The sequence below is a fragment of the Sulfurospirillum diekertiae genome (assembly GCF_002162315.1).
Classification (GTDB): Bacteria; Campylobacterota; Campylobacteria; order Campylobacterales; family Sulfurospirillaceae; genus Sulfurospirillum.
In genome coordinates, this window is sequence record NZ_CP021416.1 from 1,990,450 (window position 1) to 2,010,119 (window position 19,670).

Annotated in this window: 22 protein-coding genes; 7 read left to right on the top strand and 15 right to left on the bottom strand. The window is 39.4% G+C overall.

From position 1 onward, the window contains the following. Positions 1-2: 2 nt before the first annotated feature. The 4 genes from Sdiek1_RS10115 to Sdiek1_RS10130 form a co-directional block, all read right to left on the bottom strand. Complete coding sequence (locus Sdiek1_RS10115) at positions 3-464, bottom strand: type II secretion system protein (RefSeq protein WP_087439007.1); 462 nt, start codon at positions 462-464, stop codon at positions 3-5. Positions 465-532: 68 nt separating this feature from the next. Further along, on the bottom strand, positions 533-979 hold the full coding sequence (locus Sdiek1_RS15510; RefSeq protein WP_087439008.1) for a type II secretion system protein: 447 nt from the start codon (positions 977-979) through the stop codon (positions 533-535). A gap of 81 nt (positions 980-1,060) precedes the next feature. Beyond that, positions 1,061-1,279, bottom strand: coding sequence for a hypothetical protein (locus Sdiek1_RS10125; protein WP_025345340.1), 219 nt, complete (start codon positions 1,277-1,279; stop codon positions 1,061-1,063). Then, positions 1,276-1,509 carry an ABC transporter gene (locus Sdiek1_RS10130; RefSeq protein ID WP_087439009.1) on the bottom strand — a complete coding sequence of 78 codons (234 nt, stop codon included), beginning with the start codon at positions 1,507-1,509 and terminating at the stop codon, positions 1,276-1,278. The genes Sdiek1_RS10125 and Sdiek1_RS10130 overlap by 4 nt, the downstream gene beginning before the upstream one ends. A 66-nt stretch (positions 1,510-1,575) precedes the next feature. Here Sdiek1_RS10130 and uvrB point away from each other — a divergent pair, with 66 nt between their 5' ends. From uvrB to Sdiek1_RS10150, 4 genes are all read left to right on the top strand, one after another. Next, positions 1,576-3,552 carry an excinuclease ABC subunit UvrB gene (gene uvrB, locus Sdiek1_RS10135; protein WP_087439010.1) on the top strand — a complete coding sequence of 659 codons (1,977 nt, stop codon included), beginning with the start codon at positions 1,576-1,578 and terminating at the stop codon, positions 3,550-3,552. Between the two features lie 99 nt (positions 3,553-3,651). Then, positions 3,652-4,155: a putative metalloprotease CJM1_0395 family protein gene (locus Sdiek1_RS10140; RefSeq protein ID WP_087439011.1), complete on the top strand. Its 504-nt coding sequence runs from the start codon at positions 3,652-3,654 to the stop codon at positions 4,153-4,155. Between the two features lie 76 nt (positions 4,156-4,231). Further along, complete coding sequence (locus tag Sdiek1_RS10145) at positions 4,232-6,343, top strand: RNA degradosome polyphosphate kinase (protein WP_087439012.1); 2,112 nt, start codon at positions 4,232-4,234, stop codon at positions 6,341-6,343. 1 nt (position 6,344) lies between these two features. Beyond that, entirely contained in the window at positions 6,345-6,869 is a 525-nt protein-coding gene (locus tag Sdiek1_RS10150; RefSeq protein ID WP_087439013.1) for a gamma carbonic anhydrase family protein, read from the top strand. Here the strand turns inward: Sdiek1_RS10150 and Sdiek1_RS10155 are convergent. Genes Sdiek1_RS10155 through rpe form a run of 3 tightly spaced genes read right to left on the bottom strand, consistent with a single transcriptional unit; the run spans position 6,850 to position 8,881 of the window. Continuing rightward, a complete protein-coding gene (locus Sdiek1_RS10155) occupies positions 6,850-7,653 on the bottom strand; it encodes a 3'-5' exonuclease (protein ID WP_087439014.1) in 804 nt (267 codons plus the stop codon). The two genes, Sdiek1_RS10150 and Sdiek1_RS10155, sit on opposite strands and share 20 nt — an antisense overlap. Beyond that, the gene (locus Sdiek1_RS10160) at positions 7,650-8,237 is read right to left on the bottom strand and encodes a phosphoribosylanthranilate isomerase (protein WP_087439015.1); all 588 of its coding nucleotides are present in this window, start codon (positions 8,235-8,237) and stop codon (positions 7,650-7,652) included. Before Sdiek1_RS10160 ends, Sdiek1_RS10155 begins: the two co-directional genes overlap by 4 nt. Positions 8,238-8,239: 2 nt before the next feature. Beyond that, on the bottom strand, positions 8,240-8,881 hold the full coding sequence (gene rpe, locus Sdiek1_RS10165) for a ribulose-phosphate 3-epimerase (protein ID WP_087439016.1): 642 nt from the start codon (positions 8,879-8,881) through the stop codon (positions 8,240-8,242). Positions 8,882-9,029: 148 nt separating this feature from the next. Here rpe and rpmB point away from each other — a divergent pair, with 148 nt between their 5' ends. The 3 genes from rpmB (at position 9,030) to Sdiek1_RS10180 (ending at position 10,777) form a co-directional block, all read left to right on the top strand. Further along, the gene (gene rpmB / locus Sdiek1_RS10170; protein ID WP_087439017.1) at positions 9,030-9,218 is read left to right on the top strand and encodes a 50S ribosomal protein L28; all 189 of its coding nucleotides are present in this window, start codon (positions 9,030-9,032) and stop codon (positions 9,216-9,218) included. 87 nt (positions 9,219-9,305) lie between these two features. After that, positions 9,306-10,496: a bifunctional glutamate N-acetyltransferase/amino-acid acetyltransferase ArgJ gene (argJ, locus tag Sdiek1_RS10175; protein WP_087439018.1), complete on the top strand. Its 1,191-nt coding sequence runs from the start codon at positions 9,306-9,308 to the stop codon at positions 10,494-10,496. Between the two features lie 53 nt (positions 10,497-10,549). Further along, entirely contained in the window at positions 10,550-10,777 is a 228-nt protein-coding gene (locus tag Sdiek1_RS10180) for an HP1242/YdcH family protein (protein ID WP_087439019.1), read from the top strand. 45 nt (positions 10,778-10,822) lie between these two features. Here Sdiek1_RS10180 and Sdiek1_RS10185 read toward each other — a convergent pair whose 3' ends face one another. The 8 genes from Sdiek1_RS10185 to lptE are packed head-to-tail and all read right to left on the bottom strand — an operon-like array spanning position 10,823 to position 19,669. Then, positions 10,823-11,485 carry a 3-methyladenine DNA glycosylase gene (locus Sdiek1_RS10185; protein ID WP_087439020.1) on the bottom strand — a complete coding sequence of 221 codons (663 nt, stop codon included), beginning with the start codon at positions 11,483-11,485 and terminating at the stop codon, positions 10,823-10,825. Then, positions 11,478-12,284 (bottom strand): TIGR00282 family metallophosphoesterase, encoded by an 807-nt coding sequence (locus tag Sdiek1_RS10190; protein WP_087439021.1) that lies wholly within the window; start codon positions 12,282-12,284, stop codon positions 11,478-11,480. Before Sdiek1_RS10190 ends, Sdiek1_RS10185 begins: the two co-directional genes overlap by 8 nt. Next, a complete protein-coding gene (gene mfd, locus Sdiek1_RS10195) occupies positions 12,281-15,250 on the bottom strand; it encodes a transcription-repair coupling factor (RefSeq protein ID WP_087439022.1) in 2,970 nt (989 codons plus the stop codon). Before mfd ends, Sdiek1_RS10190 begins: the two co-directional genes overlap by 4 nt. Then, positions 15,251-15,643: a bactofilin family protein gene (locus Sdiek1_RS10200; RefSeq protein WP_087439023.1), complete on the bottom strand. Its 393-nt coding sequence runs from the start codon at positions 15,641-15,643 to the stop codon at positions 15,251-15,253. It lies immediately after the preceding gene. After that, on the bottom strand, positions 15,583-16,482 hold the full coding sequence (locus Sdiek1_RS10205; protein WP_087439024.1) for a peptidoglycan DD-metalloendopeptidase family protein: 900 nt from the start codon (positions 16,480-16,482) through the stop codon (positions 15,583-15,585). Before Sdiek1_RS10205 ends, Sdiek1_RS10200 begins: the two co-directional genes overlap by 61 nt. After that, positions 16,472-17,626: a bifunctional folylpolyglutamate synthase/dihydrofolate synthase gene (locus tag Sdiek1_RS10210; protein ID WP_087439025.1), complete on the bottom strand. Its 1,155-nt coding sequence runs from the start codon at positions 17,624-17,626 to the stop codon at positions 16,472-16,474. Before Sdiek1_RS10210 ends, Sdiek1_RS10205 begins: the two co-directional genes overlap by 11 nt. Then, complete coding sequence (locus Sdiek1_RS10215) at positions 17,626-19,170, bottom strand: GGDEF domain-containing protein (protein WP_087439026.1); 1,545 nt, start codon at positions 19,168-19,170, stop codon at positions 17,626-17,628. Before Sdiek1_RS10215 ends, Sdiek1_RS10210 begins: the two co-directional genes overlap by 1 nt. Beyond that, complete coding sequence (gene lptE / locus Sdiek1_RS10220; protein WP_087439027.1) at positions 19,151-19,669, bottom strand: LPS assembly lipoprotein LptE; 519 nt, start codon at positions 19,667-19,669, stop codon at positions 19,151-19,153. The genes Sdiek1_RS10215 and lptE overlap by 20 nt, the downstream gene beginning before the upstream one ends. Position 19,670 lies beyond the last annotated feature (1 nt).

Sequence of the window (19,670 nt, forward strand, 5' to 3'; positions counted from 1 at the left end):
TTCTATCGCGTTAAATATTTACAATTTGTACCCGTTGAAGCAGCACTAGCATTGCAATCAAATGTACCTGCTGTTGTACTATAGGTAAAGGGAATAGGTGTACCACTAATATAATATTTATACGTTGTATCATCTGTTTTTGTCCAACCGTTATCTTTACCAGTTTCTTTAGCATAAAGGGGAGAAGAGAGAACATTGCCATACGTTCCACCATTGAACAGTGGCGCACCAGGAGTATCGGCAGTAGCAGCATCAAGATTTGGAGGAAGTGTTGTATTGCCTTCTAACAATCGTTGAGATTTTAAAAGAGCAATGCCCGCACGGATTGTTGCAACTTCAGCTTTTCCTTTAGAAATAACAGCATCTTCACGTACACCAGCAAATCTTGGAATAGCAATTGCAGTAAGGATTCCTAAAATAACCATTACAAAAATAAGTTCTATCATCGTAAAAGCTTTTTTCACCAGTCACCTTTTTAAAAATATCAACATAAAAGATAGAGGAAGAAAATTCTTCCTCTGATAATTAATTTTTAGTTCTTTTGTACAGAGACATTTAAGTCTTTAGTAAATCCAAACATTGGAGCAGAAGTTGAGTTTCCATCACGACAATAAATTGTTTCTTCAACTGGTAGTGCTGGAGAACCATAAGTACCTGCACTTGTTCCGTTACCATCACCTGTGTTTTTACATTTCGTCAGATCCATAACAAAGCCTTTTGGAATCTCTGTATAGTCAGAAAGATTAAAGGTATTTGCAGCGCCTGCAGTACTACCGTTAATTGATCCATTGCTATCTCTCATAGAACGTGACCACATAGATGGAGCAACGGTTCTATTAAGTGTACCGATAAATGCTTCAGCTGTACCAACTTTTGCATCTGTGACCGTACCTGTCAATCTTGGCAAAGCCACTGCCGCTAAAATACCTAAAATAACAATGACGAAGATCAATTCGATCATCGTGAAACCTTTTTTCATATTCACTCCTTGTTTTTTGTTAGCCAATACACTTATTGACCACGTAAAAGCCATTCTAGTACAATCTTTTTAAAGCTCGACTTAAATCTCATCTATTTGGTATAATAGCTTGGTAACCTCTTGTTCGAGGACGAAATTATCATAACATTTTCCAACATAGGCAAACAGGAGTTCTTTAGGGTCAATGGTGCTTTTCTCTTTAAACTTCTCTTTAAAATCCGCTTCAAACTGCACGGCGAAATCACCCTCTAACTTGATGTCAAAGTCTTTGCCACCAAGGCTAATGGTTATTTTACTCATTTTCCAAGCACAGCTTCGATTTTGCTGAGCAAATCATCAGAATTGACATCTTTATGAATCAAGTCTTGCTCCAATTTTGCAATCTGAACATTTTTAGCTTCTGCCAACGCTTTGGCTTTGACCACTTCTTGACGTAGGGCTTCATTTTGCGCCAGAAGATCTTTGTATTTTTCCAAAAGTTCCGTTATCTTTTGGCTTAATGTGCTAATGTTTCTCTCTTCTTCAAACATGCGAGTGCCTTTTTGTATAGCGTTGTTTGGTATAATTGTAACAAAATAATGGGAAAAGTATCAACTATGAGCGAATTTTATTTAGAAAGTCCCTATCAGCCATCAGGCGATCAACCGCAAGCCATCGATAAACTCGTCTCTTCCATCCAAAAAGGAAGTCGTTACCAAACATTGATTGGTGTGACGGGCAGTGGTAAAACCTATACAATGGCACAGATCATTCAAAAACTTAAGATGCCAACCCTCATCATGACGCACAACAAAACCCTTGCCGCGCAACTTTACAGCGAATTTAAGGGCTTTTTTCCTAAAAATCATGTGGAGTATTTTATCAGCTATTACGACTACTATCAACCTGAGGCGTATATTCCAAGAAGTGATCTTTTCATCGAAAAAGACAGTTCTATCAACGAAGAGTTAGAGCGTTTGCGTCTCAGTGCCACCGCATCACTGCTTAGTTTTGATGATGTTATCTGTGTCGCTTCCGTTTCAGCTAACTACGGCTTGGGCGATCCGAATGAATACAAAGAGATGGTGCTCGTCATCGAAAAGGGTGAAAGTTTCAACCAAAAGAAGCTTCTCTTACGTCTTGTCGACATGGGCTATAAACGCAATGACACTTTTTTTGATCGCGGTTGTTTTAGGGTCAGTGGCGATGTCATCGACATTTACCCTGCATACAGTGAAGAAGAGGCGATTCGCGTGGAGTTTTTTGGCGATGAAGTGGAGAGCATCAACTACTTTGAAGTCTTTCTCAACAAAAAACTGCAAAACCTAAACAAAGTCGTCATTTATGCCGCGAACCAGTTCATCGTCGGACACGAAAGGCTTCAAAAAGCAATCAAATCCATCGAGCAAGAGCTAGATGAGAGGCTTGAATACTTCAAAAAAGAGGACAAGCTGGTCGAGTACCAACGACTCAAACAACGTGTCGAGTTTGACCTTGAGATGCTTCAAAGCACGGGAGCGTGTAAAGGGGTTGAAAACTATGCGCGTTACCTTACAGGCATTGAGCCAGGAGCTACGCCCTATTCACTGTTTGATTACTATGAGTCGATGAATAAAGAGTACCTTGTCATTGTCGATGAATCTCACGTCAGCCTTCCGCAATTTCGGGGTATGTTTGCGGGTGATCGTAGTCGTAAAGAAGTGCTTGTCGAGTACGGTTTTAGGCTTCCAAGTGCCTTGGATAACCGTCCTTTGATGTTTGATGAGTTTATCAACAAAGCACCACGCTATCTGTTTGTCAGCGCAACACCTAAAGAGTTGGAATTGGGGCTGAGTGGTGACAATACCGCAGAGCAGATCATACGCCCAACAGGTTTGCTTGATCCAGAAGTCGAAATCTTAAGCAGTAAAAACCAAGTCGAAACCCTTTTTGATAAGATCAAAGAAGTGATCGCCAAAGATGAAAAAGTCCTTGTGACAGTGCTTACGAAAAAGATGGCAGAAGAGCTAACACGCTACTACGCCGACCTTGGTATCAAAATAAGATACATGCACTCGGACATTGACGCGATTGAGCGCAACCAAATCATTCGCTCTTTGCGTGTGGGCGAGTTTGACGTTCTCGTGGGCATTAACCTCCTTCGTGAAGGGCTTGATTTGCCTGAAGTTTCACTTGTAGCCATCTTGGATGCCGACAAAGAGGGATTTTTACGTTCCGAAACGAGTCTGATTCAAACGATGGGTCGTGCGGCGCGCAATCTTAATGGTAGAGTCATTATGTTTGCCGAAAAGATCACAGACTCGATGCAAAAAGCGATTGAAACGACGCTCAGACGCCGTGCCATTCAAGAGACCTACAATCAAGAACACAACATCACGCCAACCAGTACCACACGTAAAATGGATGAAAACTTAAAGCTTGAAGAACATGCCGACATCTACAATATGTTTGATAAGAAAGAGAAGATTCCACCGAGTGAAAAGAAGAAAATTATTGCGGAATTGACCAAGTCCATGCATGAAGCGGCGAAGATTTTGGAGTTTGAAAAAGCAGCGAAATTACGCGATCAAATTGAAAAATTGAAAAAGATGTAAAAAATCTTTACATGTAAAGCCATTTTGGAGTAAAATTGAGTATGTTTTAGGAGGAGACTATGCAAGTAGATAGCGCTCTAAACGCTTCTTACATACGCGTTGCTAACACACCCACTTCATCTTCAAAAACTACGACATCTTCTTCATCTCAAAAAAAAAGACGAAAATACTACTGACCTTACAGCTTCACAGCGTGCATTAATTGCTGAGCTGCAAGCGATTGATACTTCAGTACGAGCCCATGAGAGTGCTCATATTGCCGCTGGCGGCGGTGTTATTCGTAGTGCTGCTGTTTTTACCTATGAACAAGCTCCCGATAAAAGGCTCTATGCCATAGGAGGAGAAGTTGGCATCGATACTTCAGAAGCTCCTACACCTGATGAAACTGTCACAAAAATGCAAACAGTACGAGCGGCTGCGCTTGCTCCCAGTGACCCAAGTGCGACTGATTACCAAGTAGCTGCAACGGCTTCAATGCTTCAAATGATGGCAAGACTTGAAGTTGCGCGTCTTAAACAAGCGGCACTTGTAGCCAAACCCAATGAGAGCTATCAAAGCTCAAATAACGAAAATTCTACCTCTCTTTTCTCAAATTACGCCTAAGTATGTAACGGCGTTACCTTTTTATAACTTTTTTCTGATAAAATAATTAGATTTATTTTGCAATGAAGGATCAAACGTGCTTGATTTAAATGACTCTAGCCTGTATCTTAACCGTGAGCTTTCATGGCTCAAATTTAACACCAGAGTCCTCACCCAATCATTAAAAAAAGAGTTACCCCTTTTTGAGCGACTCAAATTTTTAGCCATTTATGCCACCAACCTTGATGAATTTTATATGATCCGTGTTGCAGGGCTTAAACAACTTTTTAGTGCCGGTGTCATTGAAACAGGGGCTGACCAAAAAACGCCTTTGGACCAACTCCGAGAAATCAGAACTTACCTTTCGAGTGAAAAAGAGATTATTCAAAGCAGTTATGAAGAGATTGTCAAAGACCTTGAAAAAGAGAATCTTTTTATTACTGATTATGACAATTTGACGCCTTCATTGGCAAAGCTATCGGATGACTATTTCTTTTCAAATGTCTTACCTGTCATCGTTCCAATTGCCGTGAATGCCACACACCCTTTTCCACACCTCAACAACCTTAGTTTTTCTCTTGCTGTGAAACTTCAAGACAGTGAGATCGAAGAAGAAGGCAATTATAAATACGGAATGATTCGCATTCCTCGTGTGCTTCCACGCTTTTTCCAAGCGGGAGACAATACGTATGTGCCGATTGAAACGATTGTTAAGAAACATGCTGAAGAGATTTTCCCTGGCTATAAACTGGTCGCATCTGCTGCGTTTAGAGTTACTCGAAATGCCGATATGGTGATTGAAGAAGAGGAAGCGGATGATTTTATGATGATCATGGAGCAAGGGTTAAAACTGCGCCGTAAAGGAGCATTTGTACGTCTGAATATTCAAGATGGCACCGATCCTGATCTGCTCAATTTTCTCAATTCACATATGCAGATTTTCTTTAAAGACATTTATGCCTATAAAATTCCCCTTAACCTTGGTGCATTGTGGCAAATTGTGGGCAATAAAGACTTTTCACATCTTGCCTTGCCTCCTTACAACCCAAAAACCTTGCCTCCGTTTGATAGCAATGAGTCTGTCTTTAAAGTGATCGACAAAGGCGATGTATTGCTTTTTCATCCGTATGAAAGTTTTGACCCTGTTCTACGCCTCATTCGTGAAGCATCTAAAGATCCAAAAGTGGTCTCTATTCGTATGACGCTCTACCGTGTGGAAAAAAATTCCCAAATTGTCCAAGCGTTGATTGATGCTGCCAATGAAGGTAAACAAGTTACTGCCGTGGTAGAACTTAAAGCGCGTTTTGATGAAGAGAACAACCTCCATTGGGCAAAAGCGCTTGAACAAGCAGGCGCACACGTGGTGTACGGCATCACTGGTTTTAAGGTGCATGCGAAAATCGCCCAAGTCATTCGTCAAGAAGAAGATGGCAAGCTTAAATTTTACATGCACTTTAGCACGGGCAACTACAACGGCGCTACCGCAAAGGTTTACACCGACACCAGCTTCTTTACATGTAAAGAGGATTTTGCCAAAGACGGTACGATGTTTTTCCATATTTTATCAGGCTTTTCCAAACATAAAAAACTTGACACGCTTTCCATGTCACCGACACAAATCAAGCCTAAAATCATTAGCCTCATTCACAATGAAGCCAAATACGGAGCAGAAGGACGCATTATTGCTAAAATGAACTCGTTGGTTGATTCGGATGTAATTCAAGCCCTTTACTACGCTTCAATGCAAGGCGTTCAGATTGACATTATTGCTCGCGGTATTTGTTGTTTACGTCCAAATGTTCAAGGAATCAGTGAAAATATCCGTGTCAAATCTATTATTGGAAAATACCTAGAGCATGCGCGTATTTTCTACTTTAAACATGGTGATCCAACCACTACCTTTATCTCCAGTGCTGATTGGATGCCAAGGAACCTTGAGCGACGATTGGAGCTTATGACACCAATTTTTGATAAGACATTACAACAAAAACTGTTTGAAATTTTACAACTCCAACTCAATGACAACGTACTTAGTTGGAATTTAGAAAACAATGGTGACTACACTGAGGTTGAGCCAACCGAAGAGCGTGCGATTAACAACCACACCGTGCTGGAAGACTATATGAATAAAATCTACAAAGCACAAAAGAAAGATACCAGCTCGCATAAAGCTGAAAAATTAGCGCGTCGTTTGTTTAAAGAGAGCTAAAATGATTATGGAGTTTCAAGGCTTATCACCTCGCATCGCTTCAGATGTGTTTGTGGCACCCAGTGCGGATATTATCGGCGATGTAACTATCGCTGAGGAAAGCTCCGTCTGGTTTGGCTGCGTCATTAGAGGCGATGTGAACTCCATCACAATCGGCAGACGAACGTCGATTCAAGACCTTAGCATGATTCATGTCACGCACTTTAAGAAAGCCGATCGCAGTGATGGATTTACAACAACGATCGGCAATGATGTTACCATAGCGCATCGCGTGATGCTTCATGGCTGCACCATCGAGGATGCTTGCTTAATCGGAATGAGTGCAACGATACTGGATGGTGCAATTATTGGCAAAGAGTCTATTGTTGGAGCCAATTCATTGGTCACTAAAAACAAAGTGTTCCCACCGCGTTCACTCATTATGGGAAATCCTGCAAAAATCATACGTGAACTCAGTGATGAAGAGGTCGCATCGCTTTACCATTCAGCCGATAATTACGTCAAATTTAAAGCGATGTATCTGTAGGCTTTGAAGGCTTCTCTTTTTTCTTCTTCTTTTGGTTTTGAGGATTAGTAAAAGCAATTAACTGCTCTACCGTTTGAACATCTTTGGGTAAATTTTCCAATGCTTTAAAAAATACCTGTGCCGTTGCACGTGCATCATACAATGCGCGATGATGATTTTCAAAGCCTATACCCAAATAGTCTGTAAGGGCGCCTAGACCATACTTGGGTGCTTCAATGCACTTGCGAGCCAAATCAATCGTATCAAGTCTGCGGTTCAAAAGCGGCCCAAACCCTGCTTGCTCCATTGTGTAAGAGATAAAATAGTAGTCAAAATTAACATTGTGCGCAACAAAAACGGCGTCTTTAATAAAAAGGCGAAACGCTTCTAAAACAGAGGTAAGTGAAGGTGCTTTTTGAAGTTCCGCAAGAGTAATGCCCGTAAGTTGCTCAATGCTATCGGGTAAAATATCTGCCTTAGCCAAAGATGAAAACTCAGCAACTTCTTTACCATTTTCAATCATCACCGCACCGATTTCAATAATCTGGTGCAAAGCGGGCTTACTGCCATTGGCTTCAATATCGACAATGCAAAATTTTCCCTGACCTATAGGAGTGGTAATCGTTTCTAGGGTAAAAGCGTAATTATTGTATTTAGTGATAGGAAGTCCCAAAAGTTTGAGCATAGAGAGGTCTTCAACATCCACAGGTTCCAACTCTTTAAACGTATGCATTTTGGCAAAAAATTCTTTATGAAAAATAGGCTTTTGCGTCATTTTAAAAATATAACTATCTATTGCTCTCACGCTTTTGCCTTCTTTATAAATGCTCTCACTTTGTCGTGATCTTTTACCCCTTTTGCTTTTTCAACGCCACTGCTGACATCGACACCGTAAAAGCCAAAAGGTTTAATCTGTTCGATATTCTCAGGTGTTAATCCACCGGCTAAAATAATATTTTCACAATCTCTATTGTCAAACCAGGAAAGGTCGATTTTCTGCCCTGCTCCACCAAAATCTTCCACATAGGCATCGACAAGCCTAATGAGCCCTTGGTACTGTTCAATTTCGCCTGCCTCATGTGCACGAACCACCCGCAAATAAGGCACTCTTAGCGCATTCCAAAAAGCTTTATCCACTTCAAAATGAATCTGTGCCATATCCATCTGCGCCTCTTTACATGTAACGCCAATTTCCTCAGGTGTAACGTTTACAAATAGCCCAATTTTTTTTACATGTAAAGGTAATTTCTCAACAATTGCTTTTGCATTTTGGGGAGTAATGTAGCGAGGTGATTGAGGATAAAAAACAAAGCCAAGTGCGTCTGCTCCTACTTCTGTTGCACACAGTGCATCTTCAAGATTGGTAATGCCGCAAATCTTAACCCACATTATTATACTTTTAATGAATCAATAGCATTTTTATAATCGTTTGAGCCAAAAACATAATTACCTGCAACAACAATATCCACTCCCGCATTGGCAAGTGCTTGAATGTTTTGGTTATTGACCCCGCCATCAACTTCAATGAGTGTTTTGGCATTTCGTTTTAAAATCATCTCTTTTAAAATCGGTGCTTTTTCTAAAACATTGGGGATAAATTTTTGCCCACCAAAGCCAGGGTTAACACTCATAAGGAGTACCATATCCAAATCTTCAATGAGATATTCTATCGCAGATGGTGGTGTATGAGGGTTCAATACAATTGCGGGAGAAATACCTAAGTTGCGAATTTTTTGAATCAACCGATGAGGGTGTTTTTCTTCTTCAATATGAAAGGAAAGGTATTTAGGTTTAAGCGGAGCAAAAAGATCAACAAAAAATGTATTGTTTTCAACCATTAAGTGAATATCCAGTGGCTTTGTAGCAGCACGTGCTACAGCACTTACCACAACAGGTCCAATGGTTAAATTGGGAACAAAATGCCCATCCATCACGTCTACATGTACAAGATCACATCCTGCCGTGCAAATAGATACGATCTCTTCTCTTAACTTTCCAAAATCTGCAGAAAGGATGCTTGGAGCGACTAACATAGTTTGCCTTTATACGATCAACATAAAAAATTTATTGAAATTGTACCCAAATTTATAATATTTTCGATATAATCTCAGGCTGCATAGAATTAAGCGGTTCTTTTGCTTCTTTCATGTACAATTCACGAAAAATTTTAAGGATATCGATATGGCAAGAAAATGTGCTCTTACTGGAAAAGGCCCTATGGTTGGTAACAACGTAAGCCATGCGAACAACAAAACTAAAAGAAGATTCCTTCCAAACCTTAGATCTGTCCGTGTGACACTTGAAGATGGAACGACTAAGAAAATTAGAATTGCTGCTTCGACACTTCGTACAATGAAGAAAAACGGCTAAAATTTCTCCTTTTATGGGGAAATTTTACGCTAGTCTTGTTTTGATCTTACCTCTTTTTCTCACAATCAAATCCTAAAGGATTTACAGATGTTTACCATTCTCCCAATTATTAACGGACTTGACAATGTTGCTGGTTTTTTCTGTCAAGGCGTATCGGCTGGTTTTAAGCCTAATGGCAATAACGATGTTGCTTTTATTCGCTCTAACGAACCGTGTGATATTTCCAGTGTTTTTACAACCAATGTATTTCAAGCAGCTCCCATTAAACATTTTTTACGTTATCCAAAAGGGTTTCAAACCAATTTTATTTTGATGAACGCCAAAAATGCAAATGCAATGACAGGCACGGAGGGCATTGAAGATATTGATACATTGTTTCATAAACTCAAAACAAAATTTCCAACTTTACACAACCCTATTATGAGCTCAACAGGTGTCATCGGATACCGCTTAAATGTTGAAAAACTCTCTTCCGCTTTTGATAAATTTGATTTTAATGCCAAAGATTCTCACTCAACAGCCTCTGCTATCATGACAACCGATAGCTTTAAAAAAGAGCTCTGTTTAAAAGTGATTTTGGAAGATGATAGTTTCTTTCATATCGCAGCAATCTGCAAAGGTGCAGGTATGATCAACCCAGCGATGGCGACCATGCTCTGCTTTATAATCACCGATGCCAACATCCCTAAGGCTGATATGGATGAACTCTTACTCCCTGCCATTGAAAATTCTTTCAATGCAGTCAGTGTCGATGGAGATACCTCAACCAATGACACTGTACTTCTTTTAAGCTCTAAAAAAAGCAATGCTTATCACAAAGAAGCCTTCAATGAAGCGCTGTGTCGCATTACCAAAGAGCTAAGCCTTATGCTAGTACGTGATGGTGAAGGCTCTTCCAAAGTGGTTGCATTTGAAGTCAGTGGTGCAAAAAATGTAGCTGAAGCAGAACGTGCTGCCAAAGCACTTAGTAATTCCTTACTTGTTAAAACAGCACTGTTTGGGGAAGATCCAAACTGGGGACGTATCGCTTCAACGATTGGCGCAAGTGGTATTACATGTAATGAAGAAACGCTCGTGATTCATTATGATGATGTCTTAATTTACAGTAAAGACCAGCGCTCTCTAGATGCAGAAGCTGAAAAAAAAGCTGCAAGTGTCATGAAAAAAGAGTCATTCCGTATCCATTGTGAACTGGGAATTGGCGAAAGCTCTTTCACTGCATATGGCTGTGATTTAGGGCATAAATATGTTGAGATCAATGCCGACTACAGGACTTAGTCTTAAAATTAAGCACTTTTTGATAAAATAAAACAAATATAAAAGGAGAACCTATGCTACACGAATACAGAGAAGTTATCTCAAAACTCAAAATTGATAATGCACACTTTGCTAAAATTTTTGAAAAACACAATGAACTTGACCAAAAAATCGCTGATGCAGAAGAAGGAAGAGAACATATTAGTGAGGCTGAACTTGATGCCCTCAAAAAAGAGAAACTTAAACTTAAAGATGAAGCGTACGCAACAATCGTTGCTTACAAAAAAGAGCACAATCTCTAAAATGCACAAAAGCGCTCTTGCAAAATTGCAAGAGCCAAATTGAGCTTAAAGGCTCAACCCTTCTACATTCACTTTTTTCCCTTGACTATTTTCTTTACAAAATTCTACAATTTTTCCATGAAGCCGTGCATAAAGTTCTGTTAAAGAGATCTCTTTCCCGTAAAGCTGATTGATTTTTGTTTGATTTAGCAAAAGGCCTTCAACCATCCATTCTTGAAGAGCGGAATAGGATTCAAAGCTATAACCAAAACTTTCAAGCAAACGAGCCGTATAGGCATCAACAACCATCGCCTCTTGTTTGCAAGCATAGCAGAGGATAGAGTCGGCACTCTCTTCACCAATTCCTTTTTGCGCCAACAACCACTCACGATCAACTGCTTCACCAAAAGACTCAAAGGAATTAAACGCTTCAAGAATGGCTTTTGCTAACAGAGAAAGATTTTTTGCTTTAGTATTGTAAAACCCACTGGGTTTAATGTGCATAGCAAGCGATTCAAGATCAAGAAGTGAAAGTTTTTCCAAGCTATCAATGCCTGCACGCTCTAAATTTGCCATACTTATTTCAACTTTTTCCCATTTGGTTTGTTGGGTTAAAATAGCTCCAACGATGACCCAAAAGGTACCAGAACGAGGCCACCAAAGTGGATCACGTGTGGTCTTGAGATAGCCTTTCTGTTTGAGGGAAACGAGAAGATCAAAACTATTCATGTATTGCCTTAGCGATCAAACGCTCTTGGTCATCAAAGACACGCAGTTTAAAAGCATCAACGCATTTACCCTCATGAAGTTCCATAATGACCATCTGCAAAATCTTTTTACATTTTTTTGGAATTTCAAGCGATGCGGGAAGTCCTGTGAGAAAACGTTTGAGTGGAGCATCTTTGTCCATCCCTATAACGCCATCACGTGCCCCGCTAAGCCCAACATCGGTGACATAGCATGTTCCCTCAACGATTTGAAGATCGTCTGTTCCTACGTGCGTATGGGTACCTAAAATGGCACTTACTTTACCTTTTAAAAGCATGTGCATCGCTCGCTTCTCTGAAGTCGCTTCCGCATGAAAATCAATTACGATGGTTTCAATGCCTTCCGTTCTTAAGGTATCAACTACTTTTTGCGCTGCTAAAAAAGGATTTTCAACCATTGGCATACCATAGTGTCCCATAAGATTGACGATGGCAATCTTTTCATCCTTTACATGTAAAACACTCACACCCCGCCCCGGTACGCCAGAAGGGTAATTTAGAGGTCTAAGAATGGGCATAACCTCTAAAAGAGGAATGATCTCTTTTTTATCCCAAGAGTGGTTTCCTCCCGTGAGAATGTCGGCGCCATAAGAGAAAAGCTCTTTAGCATGCTGAGAACCTAAACCAAAGCCATGACTGGCATTTTCGCTATTGGCAATGACAAAATCCAGTTCAAATTCTTGACGAAGTTTGCGGAGGTATTGCTCCAACATCGTACGACCAGGCTTACCAACAATATCTCCGATAAAGCCTACTTTCACGCTTTAATCCTTAAATGCATAAGCACTGTTGCAATGATATCGTCATCATCTCGACTGCGTGATTGCAACATGATTTTTTTCTCATCTTCGTATTTGATTGTAATATTTTGTCCATAATTGGATATCAGGACTATGTTCTGTTGTGTCGCTAAAATTTTAATCTCGATGAGTTGTAAAAACTGCTTTGTCGAAACGTCGAGTTTCCCAAAACGATCCACCATCTCTTCTTCTATTTCTAAAACATCATGAACACTTCCACATCGACTTAAACGTCTGTATAATTCTAATCGTACACGGTCTTCTGCGATATCATTATCGCTAATAAACGCACTAATAGAAAGTTTAATCTCAACCTCACGTGAAGCAATCGGTGTTTTACCCAGAAGTGAATTGATCGCATCTTCAAGCATTTTAAGATAGAGTGAATACCCTATGTTCTTGATATGTCCACTTTGTGCTTCGCCCACCAAGTTACCGCCACCTCTGATTTCAAGGTCATGGTAGGCAAGGATGGAACCACTACCCAGATACGAATTGGATTCCAGTGCGATAAGACGTTTTTTGGCTGACTCAGAGAGTTCTTCTTTGTCTTTCACTAAAAAATAACAAAAGCCTTGGCGCTTACTACGTCCCACACGACCACGAAGTTGGTGAAGATCTGCCATTCCAAAGTGATCGGCTGAATCGATAAGAATCGTATTGACATTGGGTATATGAATACCTGATTCAATAATAGAGGTACTTAAAAGCACATCGTATGCCTTCTCTTCAAAGTGTAGCATCTCTTTTTCTGTGATAGCCGCACTGATTTCAGAGTGAAGTGTGAGAATGCGAAGATTGGGCATCATAGAGAGTAGCTCTTTGCGTTTAGCCTCAATGGTTGCAATACGATTATGGACAAAAAAGATCTGCCCCCCTCGCCTCATCTCACGAATAATCGCCTCTTTAATGACTTTTTCATCGTACTCTTTGACAAACGTTCGCACATCTTCTCGATCATTAGGAGGTGTTAAAAGCTGTGAATATTGCTTAATGGAACTGAGCGCCATATTGAGACTTCGAGGAATAGGTGTGGCACTCATGGAGAGAATATGCACGTTTTCACGGAAATTTTTGAGTTTTTCTTTCTGCTTGACACCAAATTTATGCTCTTCATCGACCACCACAAGAGCTGGATTGTGCAGTTCCACTTCAAAAAGTGAGTGTGTCCCCACGCAGACATGCAATTCACCACTTTTGAGCTCTTTTAAAATAACCTGCTTTTGAGCGGGAGAGGTAAAACGATCTAATTGCGCTACTTTGATGTTGTACTTGGCAAAACGGGTTGAGAGGCTTTTAAAATGCTGGGAACATAAAAGAGTCGTAGGGGCAATTAAAATGGCTTGAAAACCATTGCGAACCGTGGCAAAAATGGCATTCATAGCAACTTCTGTCTTCCCAAAACCGACATCGCCACTGAGGAGTCGATCCATCATCTTGCCACTCTTGAAATCACTCAAGATTTCGCCAATAACTCGCTTTTGATCTTCCGTATACGTAAAGCCTGCATCGGCTTCAAACAGCGCCATTTCACCTTGTTCCATAGCGATACTCAGTCCATCTACCATCTCACGTTTAGCCGCAATGGCAATAATTTCACTGGCAATTTCTAAAAGTCGTTCTCTGGTTTTGGCTTTGAGTTTTTGGAAACTACCTTTTCCAAGGCGATCGACACTGACCAAGCCACCGCTCTCACCAATGTAGCGATCGATTACATGTAAATTTTCGACGGGGAGTAAAAGTTTATCATCGCCCAAATACTCTATCAGTACAAAATCTTTAGTAGCCCCTAAAACAGTCACCTGCGTGAGCCCCTTAAAGATACCAATACCATAGTGTTCATGTACAACATAATCACCATTTTTAAGTTCATCCAGAACAATATTGGCACGCTTACGTTTGATTTTTGTAGAGGGCTTATTAAGAGAGAGAATAATCTCTTCGGCATTCATGATGTTAACGATACGCTCACTCTGAATCCACTTTACATGTAAAGGTTCTATATCTACGATACGCAGTAAAACTTCATTTTTCGCTAAGAGCGTTATTTTTTTAGTGTGATGCAATTCTAAAAAAGTTTTGATATTACTAGGTGCAATTTCTCTGTAGGATTTTGCCTCAGGAATGGATGGAAGGCTTTGCAAACTTTTTGCACCGTCTTCATCAAAAAGTGCTATTTCTTCGAGTTCCGCTACCGCGTCCATACTTAAATACGTTTTAAATGTTTCCGTGTAAACGGCTCCACTCTCCCCTAAAACCCAAAGACCAAGTGAATGAACATCTTTGGTAAAGCTGTCACTTTTAAGAGAGTCTATGCGTTTTTGCATCAGCGTATGACGTTCTTCATCCAGTGCAAAAAGTGCAGGGAAAAGGGTATAACTCTCTAACTCCTCTTTGGCACTTTTCTGACTTTCACAGTCAAAGAAACGAATGCTTTCGACTTCATCATCAAAAAGGCTTAAACGAAGTGCTTTCTCACTGTCTGGCGGAAAAATGTCAATAATATCCCCCCGTACAGAGATCTCACCTTTGTCTTGAACCACATCAACCGCAAGATAGCCCCAGTAGAACATCTGCTCTTTAAAATGTTCCAAATGCAAACGCATACCAAACTCAAGACTTAAGGTATTAAAAAGTTCGGCTTTGGGAAGGGGTGTTAAAAGTGTCCGCAAAGGAGCAATTAAAATCTTTTTAGTTGAGTTATCTTTATAAAATGCTTGCAAAACACGTAAAAGCTCTACAATTTCTTCATGGAAAGAGAGCAAATCATCTCCACGATTTGCTCGCAAATCAGGTAAAACATAGCTTTTTTTACCCAGTAAAAGGGCTACTTCAGATGCTAGAAAAGCCTCTTTTTCACCTTTGACACCTAAGAGTTGAAGGTCATTTTTAGTTTGTAAAAATTCATAACACGCAGCTTGTAACAATCAATCCCTTTGTTCTTCATACGAAGGTGCTTCCACACTCTCGGTTTTAATTTTGCTTTCACCCTCAAAAATGGCTTTGGCTTCAATGATCAGCTCTTTAGAAATAACTTTCCCCAAAAACTTACCACCCTCTAATACTTCAACATTATCACAATTGGCATTACCTTCAAAGAGACCATTGATAATCAAACGACTGGCGTTAATCTCACCACTAATTCTGCCTTGCTTTCCAATAGTCACAATGCTATCAGAGAGCACTTTCCCAATAATGGCACCATCAACATGTAAACGTGTTTGGCAATTAAAAATACCCTCTATTTTTGCACCACTGGCTACGATGGTTGTCTCGGAAGCGGGTATTGAGCATTGATCAGCTTTATTAAAGATTCCCATGTTACTCTCTTCTCCTTTTTAAAGATTTCAGCAAAATTAGAACCACGCCATCGTAAAAAAGGTTGTGGATCAAGTATTCTACCAATGAATTTTACCTCATAATGTAAATGAGGACCTGTTGTCATTCCACTAGCACCTGAATAAGCGATCATATCGCCTTTTTTTACAAATTGTCCCTCTTTGACAACGGGTTTATTTTGTAAATGTGCATAATAACTTTCAAATCCATAATTATGGCTCAGTGAAACAACATTGCCATAACCGCTGTTTTGATTATACTGTACAAACTTGACCACCCCATCAGCCGGTGCTAAAATAGGTGTCCCAATAGGCGCTCTAAGATCAATTCCCGTATGAAATTCTTTACGTTTTAAAATCGGATTATCTCTCCATCCAAAAGGAGAAGAAATTTCACTATATGCCATAACATCGCCACTTGGGATGTTATCGAAAAATGTTTTTTGTTGTATAATTGTAAGGTCAATCTCTTCAAGACGACTATCAATATTCTCTTCCTCGTTCGTACGAAGACCCATCATCTCTTCCATGTTACTGATTTTATCACGAATATTTTCATACTCTTGAGCTTTTTCAGAAACTTTACTTTGGAGTTCCTCGTTTTGAACTAAAAGAAGATTTCGCTCAGAAACAGCACTCTCTTTTTTTGCCTCAAGGCTTGAAACTTCATTCATTAAAAAGAGAATGACAAAGCTACCTACCAAGATAACCAATGCGACAAAGAGCGTAAAGTAAAGTAAAAATTTTTTAATCAGTTGATGCAATAAAAAATGCCGTGAACCATTGACATCAGAAATAGTGACTGTAAACTTATTTCTCACTTAACCCCTTTAAAAAGGCTTCCACTACCGAAAAAGAGCCAAAGACAAGATACTCTTTATCGCTTTGTATGGTGATAAAAGAAGAGATAGGAAGTTCGAGAGCTTTAGCAACAATATATATATCACGCTTATCGGCAGCACGTGGACTGTCAATCTCAATTACTTGAACCTCTTCAACAACAGGTTTTAAAATTTTTAAAATGGTTTTAAAATCCTTATCCTTATAGCTATTATAGACCAAAACAACCTTTTTTTCGCCTAAACTTGCTACCAAGGCTTCTGCTGCCATTACATTATGCCCAACATCTACCGTGACATTAGGTAAAAGTTTTTGACAACGCCCTTGTAAAACGACCGGTGAAAAAATATCTAAATTGCTATCATATCCAAGTACGTTTAATGCGCAAAGTGCCGTTTTGAAATTTTCTTTGAGATACATTGGCAAACCAAATTTATCACTATACCCATCCAATTTGGAACTAAACGTTTTATCAAAAAAATCGTTCACATCATAGAGATGGCTCTTGAGTTCTTTCACCTTGGTCAATGCAATAGGATGAATTTTAGCATCATACTGTTTGGCTAAAACAATATCGCCAGTTGCACTGTTGATCTTCGTCTGAGCAATTTCTTCGATCGTTTGTCCTAAAAAAGATTGATGATCGAGTCCTATAGGTGTAATAATGGAAAGACATTTTGGAAAAACATTGGTCGCATCAAACTCGCCACCAAGCCCAGCTTCAAGGACAACATAATCACATCTCTTACAAAAAATGCTCATGGCTAAAAGTGTCGTATATTCAAAATAAGAGAGCGATTCTGCCATATCAGGATCAAGCCATACAAGAAGTTCCTCATGCGCTTGCTCTAATGTTTCATCATCAATATCTGTACCATTGAGCCAAATGCGTTCATTAAATTTGAGAATATGAGGGGACGTATAATGCCCTACCTGTAAACCATTATGAAAAAGCATGTGTGCCAAAAAACGTCCTGTTGTTCCTTTACCATTGGTTCCAACAATATGAATAATTTTGGGAAGTCTTAAATGAGATACTATACTTTGATACGCTTTGGGCATACGAGCATAATCAATCTCATCGTAAAAAAGCGGTTTCGTTGCTAAAAATGGTTGAAGTTGCATTAAAGCACAGGTAACACTTGATTACGTCCTGCCTCTTTCGCTTTATATAAAAAGCTATCAGCGGAACCTATTGTTTCTTCTTTAGACTTCTCTAAAGAACGCTGTGCGACACCACAACTCACCGTAACATTAATGCGTTCATTTTTATACAAAAACTTAAATTGCTCTACAATGGCACGAATTTTATCGGCAAAATGGATGGCCTGAGCAAGATCAATGCTTGGAAGAATCACTAAAAATTCTTCACCACCATAACGACCTACAAAATCGACTTGACGCACATATTTTCGTAAAATTTTGCCTAAGGTAGAGAGAATGACATCACCCGCTTCATGTCCATACGTATCATTGACCATTTTAAAGTGATCAATATCAATAAAACAGATCGTATAATCAACTTTATACCGCATAAAAGCATCTTCAACACGTCCAAGTTCATTGGCTAAAGCTCTCTTGGTTGCTACATGGGTTAAGTAATCTTCTTTAACTTCTTGTTTCGCGACTAACAGAGCTGATTCTAATTTTGAGACACGATTCTGAAGCTTGGTAATTGTTTCTTGATTACTTGTCATCTTTTCGCTCAAAGATTTTGTCTCGCTTTCCAAAGAAGAGGCAATATTGAGAAGTTTTACATGAACATTTTCAAAACTATCATGTTCAAAATTAATGCTTTGCAAATCCGCTTTGATAACTTTCACTTGCTCATGACTCACATTACTGCTTTGAATCAATTCAAAAATCTTTTTATTGATGTCATCAAGAATTTTATCTAGTGCTGAAACTTTCTTTTGCACTTCAGCTTTATCAAGCTCAATACGCTTTGAAATAAGCCCTTTCAGCTCTTTTTGAAGGGCTGGAGTACCTAGAGCATCAGGAGAACTACGTAATTCATTACCAATCGATGCTAATTCATCATTCATACCAGAAGCAATAGATGGAGCCAGCGAAGCAATAATGAGAGGAACAAGTGCCCCATAAAGTTCGGTACTGGTATCTTTGCTCATAATTTTAATCAAATCTCGCACCATTGCTTCAAGATCATCTTTATTGACATGCCCAAAAGAATCCAATTTTTTAAGATAGCTATCATCATAATTTGAGATAAAATCAAACCATTTTTCTTTCACAAGCTCAATAGATTGGAGGTTTTGGTGAAAATCGAGACGCTCTAAGGAGGCATTCGCCAAACTGGTTGCTTTTGCATCATGTAAAAGGGTAATCGCTTGCAACACTCGTTTGGTCAGAATCGCTAGCGTGTTGACCATTTTAAGAGCATCCCCTTCATTCGCGCGGTTCAGTTTTGCAACCAAAAAGGCAAGAAGCTCATCGACATTACTAATACTAAATCGTTTCATATCTGTTGCAATGTTTGGATCTAGCTTTTTAGTGTACTTATCTACTTTTTGACAATCCTCAACAATCACCCCTTTTTGTTTGGCAACTTTACAGAAAATTTTTGAATAATTATCGGGTGTTAAATTAAGATGCTCCGCTTTAATGAGTTCTAATGTATCTTTAATGATTTCATTGATTGTTGTTGCCATTGCGAAGTCCTTTAATAGCAATTTTAGAAACAAACTCATCCAAAGCGTCTTGTGATGCATAGCGAATAGCATCAAAACGATTATTGTCAGAAACAACACTGTTGGATTCAATTGAAAAGTCATATTCGCCAGTAGCGGTTAATTTCTGAATTTTTTTAGCTTCGTCTTCATAATCTATTGCTAAGACAACGGTAACTTTATACGCAACAACATAGCCGTATTTATCATACACGGTAGGAGAAAAACCAATTCCATTGATCTTTACATGTAAAACACTGTCTGCTTGTTCCTTCGCAACCAACTTTGCACCAAAACGACTGACAATCGCTTCATTGACAGCATCTTTTATGAGAACACTATTTCTTGGATCTTGTCTTGAGATCGAAACTTCCGCATATATTTTATTTCCTAATGCATTCTTTGTATAATAGGATGCTGGCTTGTAACCACATCCAATTAAAAATGTTACTATCAAGAGTCCAAGAAATAGTCGTTTCATC

What these genes read in the sequence shown, in the direction of transcription:
- Sdiek1_RS15510 (WP_087439008.1), bottom strand. Translation starts at nt 979, where the DNA reads ATGAAAAAAGGTTTCACGATGATCGAATTGATCTTCGTCATTGTTATT.
- Sdiek1_RS10125 (WP_025345340.1), bottom strand. Translation starts at nt 1,279, where the DNA reads ATGAGTAAAATAACCATTAGCCTTGGTGGCAAAGACTTTGACATCAAG.
- Sdiek1_RS10130 (WP_087439009.1), bottom strand. Translation starts at nt 1,509, where the DNA reads ATGTTTGAAGAAGAGAGAAACATTAGCACATTAAGCCAAAAGATAACG.
- uvrB (WP_087439010.1), top strand. Translation starts at nt 1,576, where the DNA reads ATGAGCGAATTTTATTTAGAAAGTCCCTATCAGCCATCAGGCGATCAA.
- Sdiek1_RS10150 (WP_087439013.1), top strand. Translation starts at nt 6,345, where the DNA reads ATGATTATGGAGTTTCAAGGCTTATCACCTCGCATCGCTTCAGATGTG.
- Sdiek1_RS10160 (WP_087439015.1), bottom strand. Translation starts at nt 8,237, where the DNA reads ATGTGGGTTAAGATTTGCGGCATTACCAATCTTGAAGATGCACTGTGT.
- rpe (WP_087439016.1), bottom strand. Translation starts at nt 8,881, where the DNA reads ATGTTAGTCGCTCCAAGCATCCTTTCTGCAGATTTTGGAAAGTTAAGA.
- rpmB (WP_087439017.1), top strand. Translation starts at nt 9,030, where the DNA reads ATGGCAAGAAAATGTGCTCTTACTGGAAAAGGCCCTATGGTTGGTAAC.
- argJ (WP_087439018.1), top strand. Translation starts at nt 9,306, where the DNA reads ATGTTTACCATTCTCCCAATTATTAACGGACTTGACAATGTTGCTGGT.
- Sdiek1_RS10180 (WP_087439019.1), top strand. Translation starts at nt 10,550, where the DNA reads ATGCTACACGAATACAGAGAAGTTATCTCAAAACTCAAAATTGATAAT.
- Sdiek1_RS10185 (WP_087439020.1), bottom strand. Translation starts at nt 11,485, where the DNA reads ATGAATAGTTTTGATCTTCTCGTTTCCCTCAAACAGAAAGGCTATCTC.
- Sdiek1_RS10200 (WP_087439023.1), bottom strand. Translation starts at nt 15,643, where the DNA reads ATGGGAATCTTTAATAAAGCTGATCAATGCTCAATACCCGCTTCCGAG.
- Sdiek1_RS10210 (WP_087439025.1), bottom strand. Translation starts at nt 17,626, where the DNA reads ATGCAACTTCAACCATTTTTAGCAACGAAACCGCTTTTTTACGATGAG.
- Sdiek1_RS10215 (WP_087439026.1), bottom strand. Translation starts at nt 19,170, where the DNA reads ATGGCAACAACAATCAATGAAATCATTAAAGATACATTAGAACTCATT.
- lptE (WP_087439027.1), bottom strand. Translation starts at nt 19,669, where the DNA reads ATGAAACGACTATTTCTTGGACTCTTGATAGTAACATTTTTAATTGGA.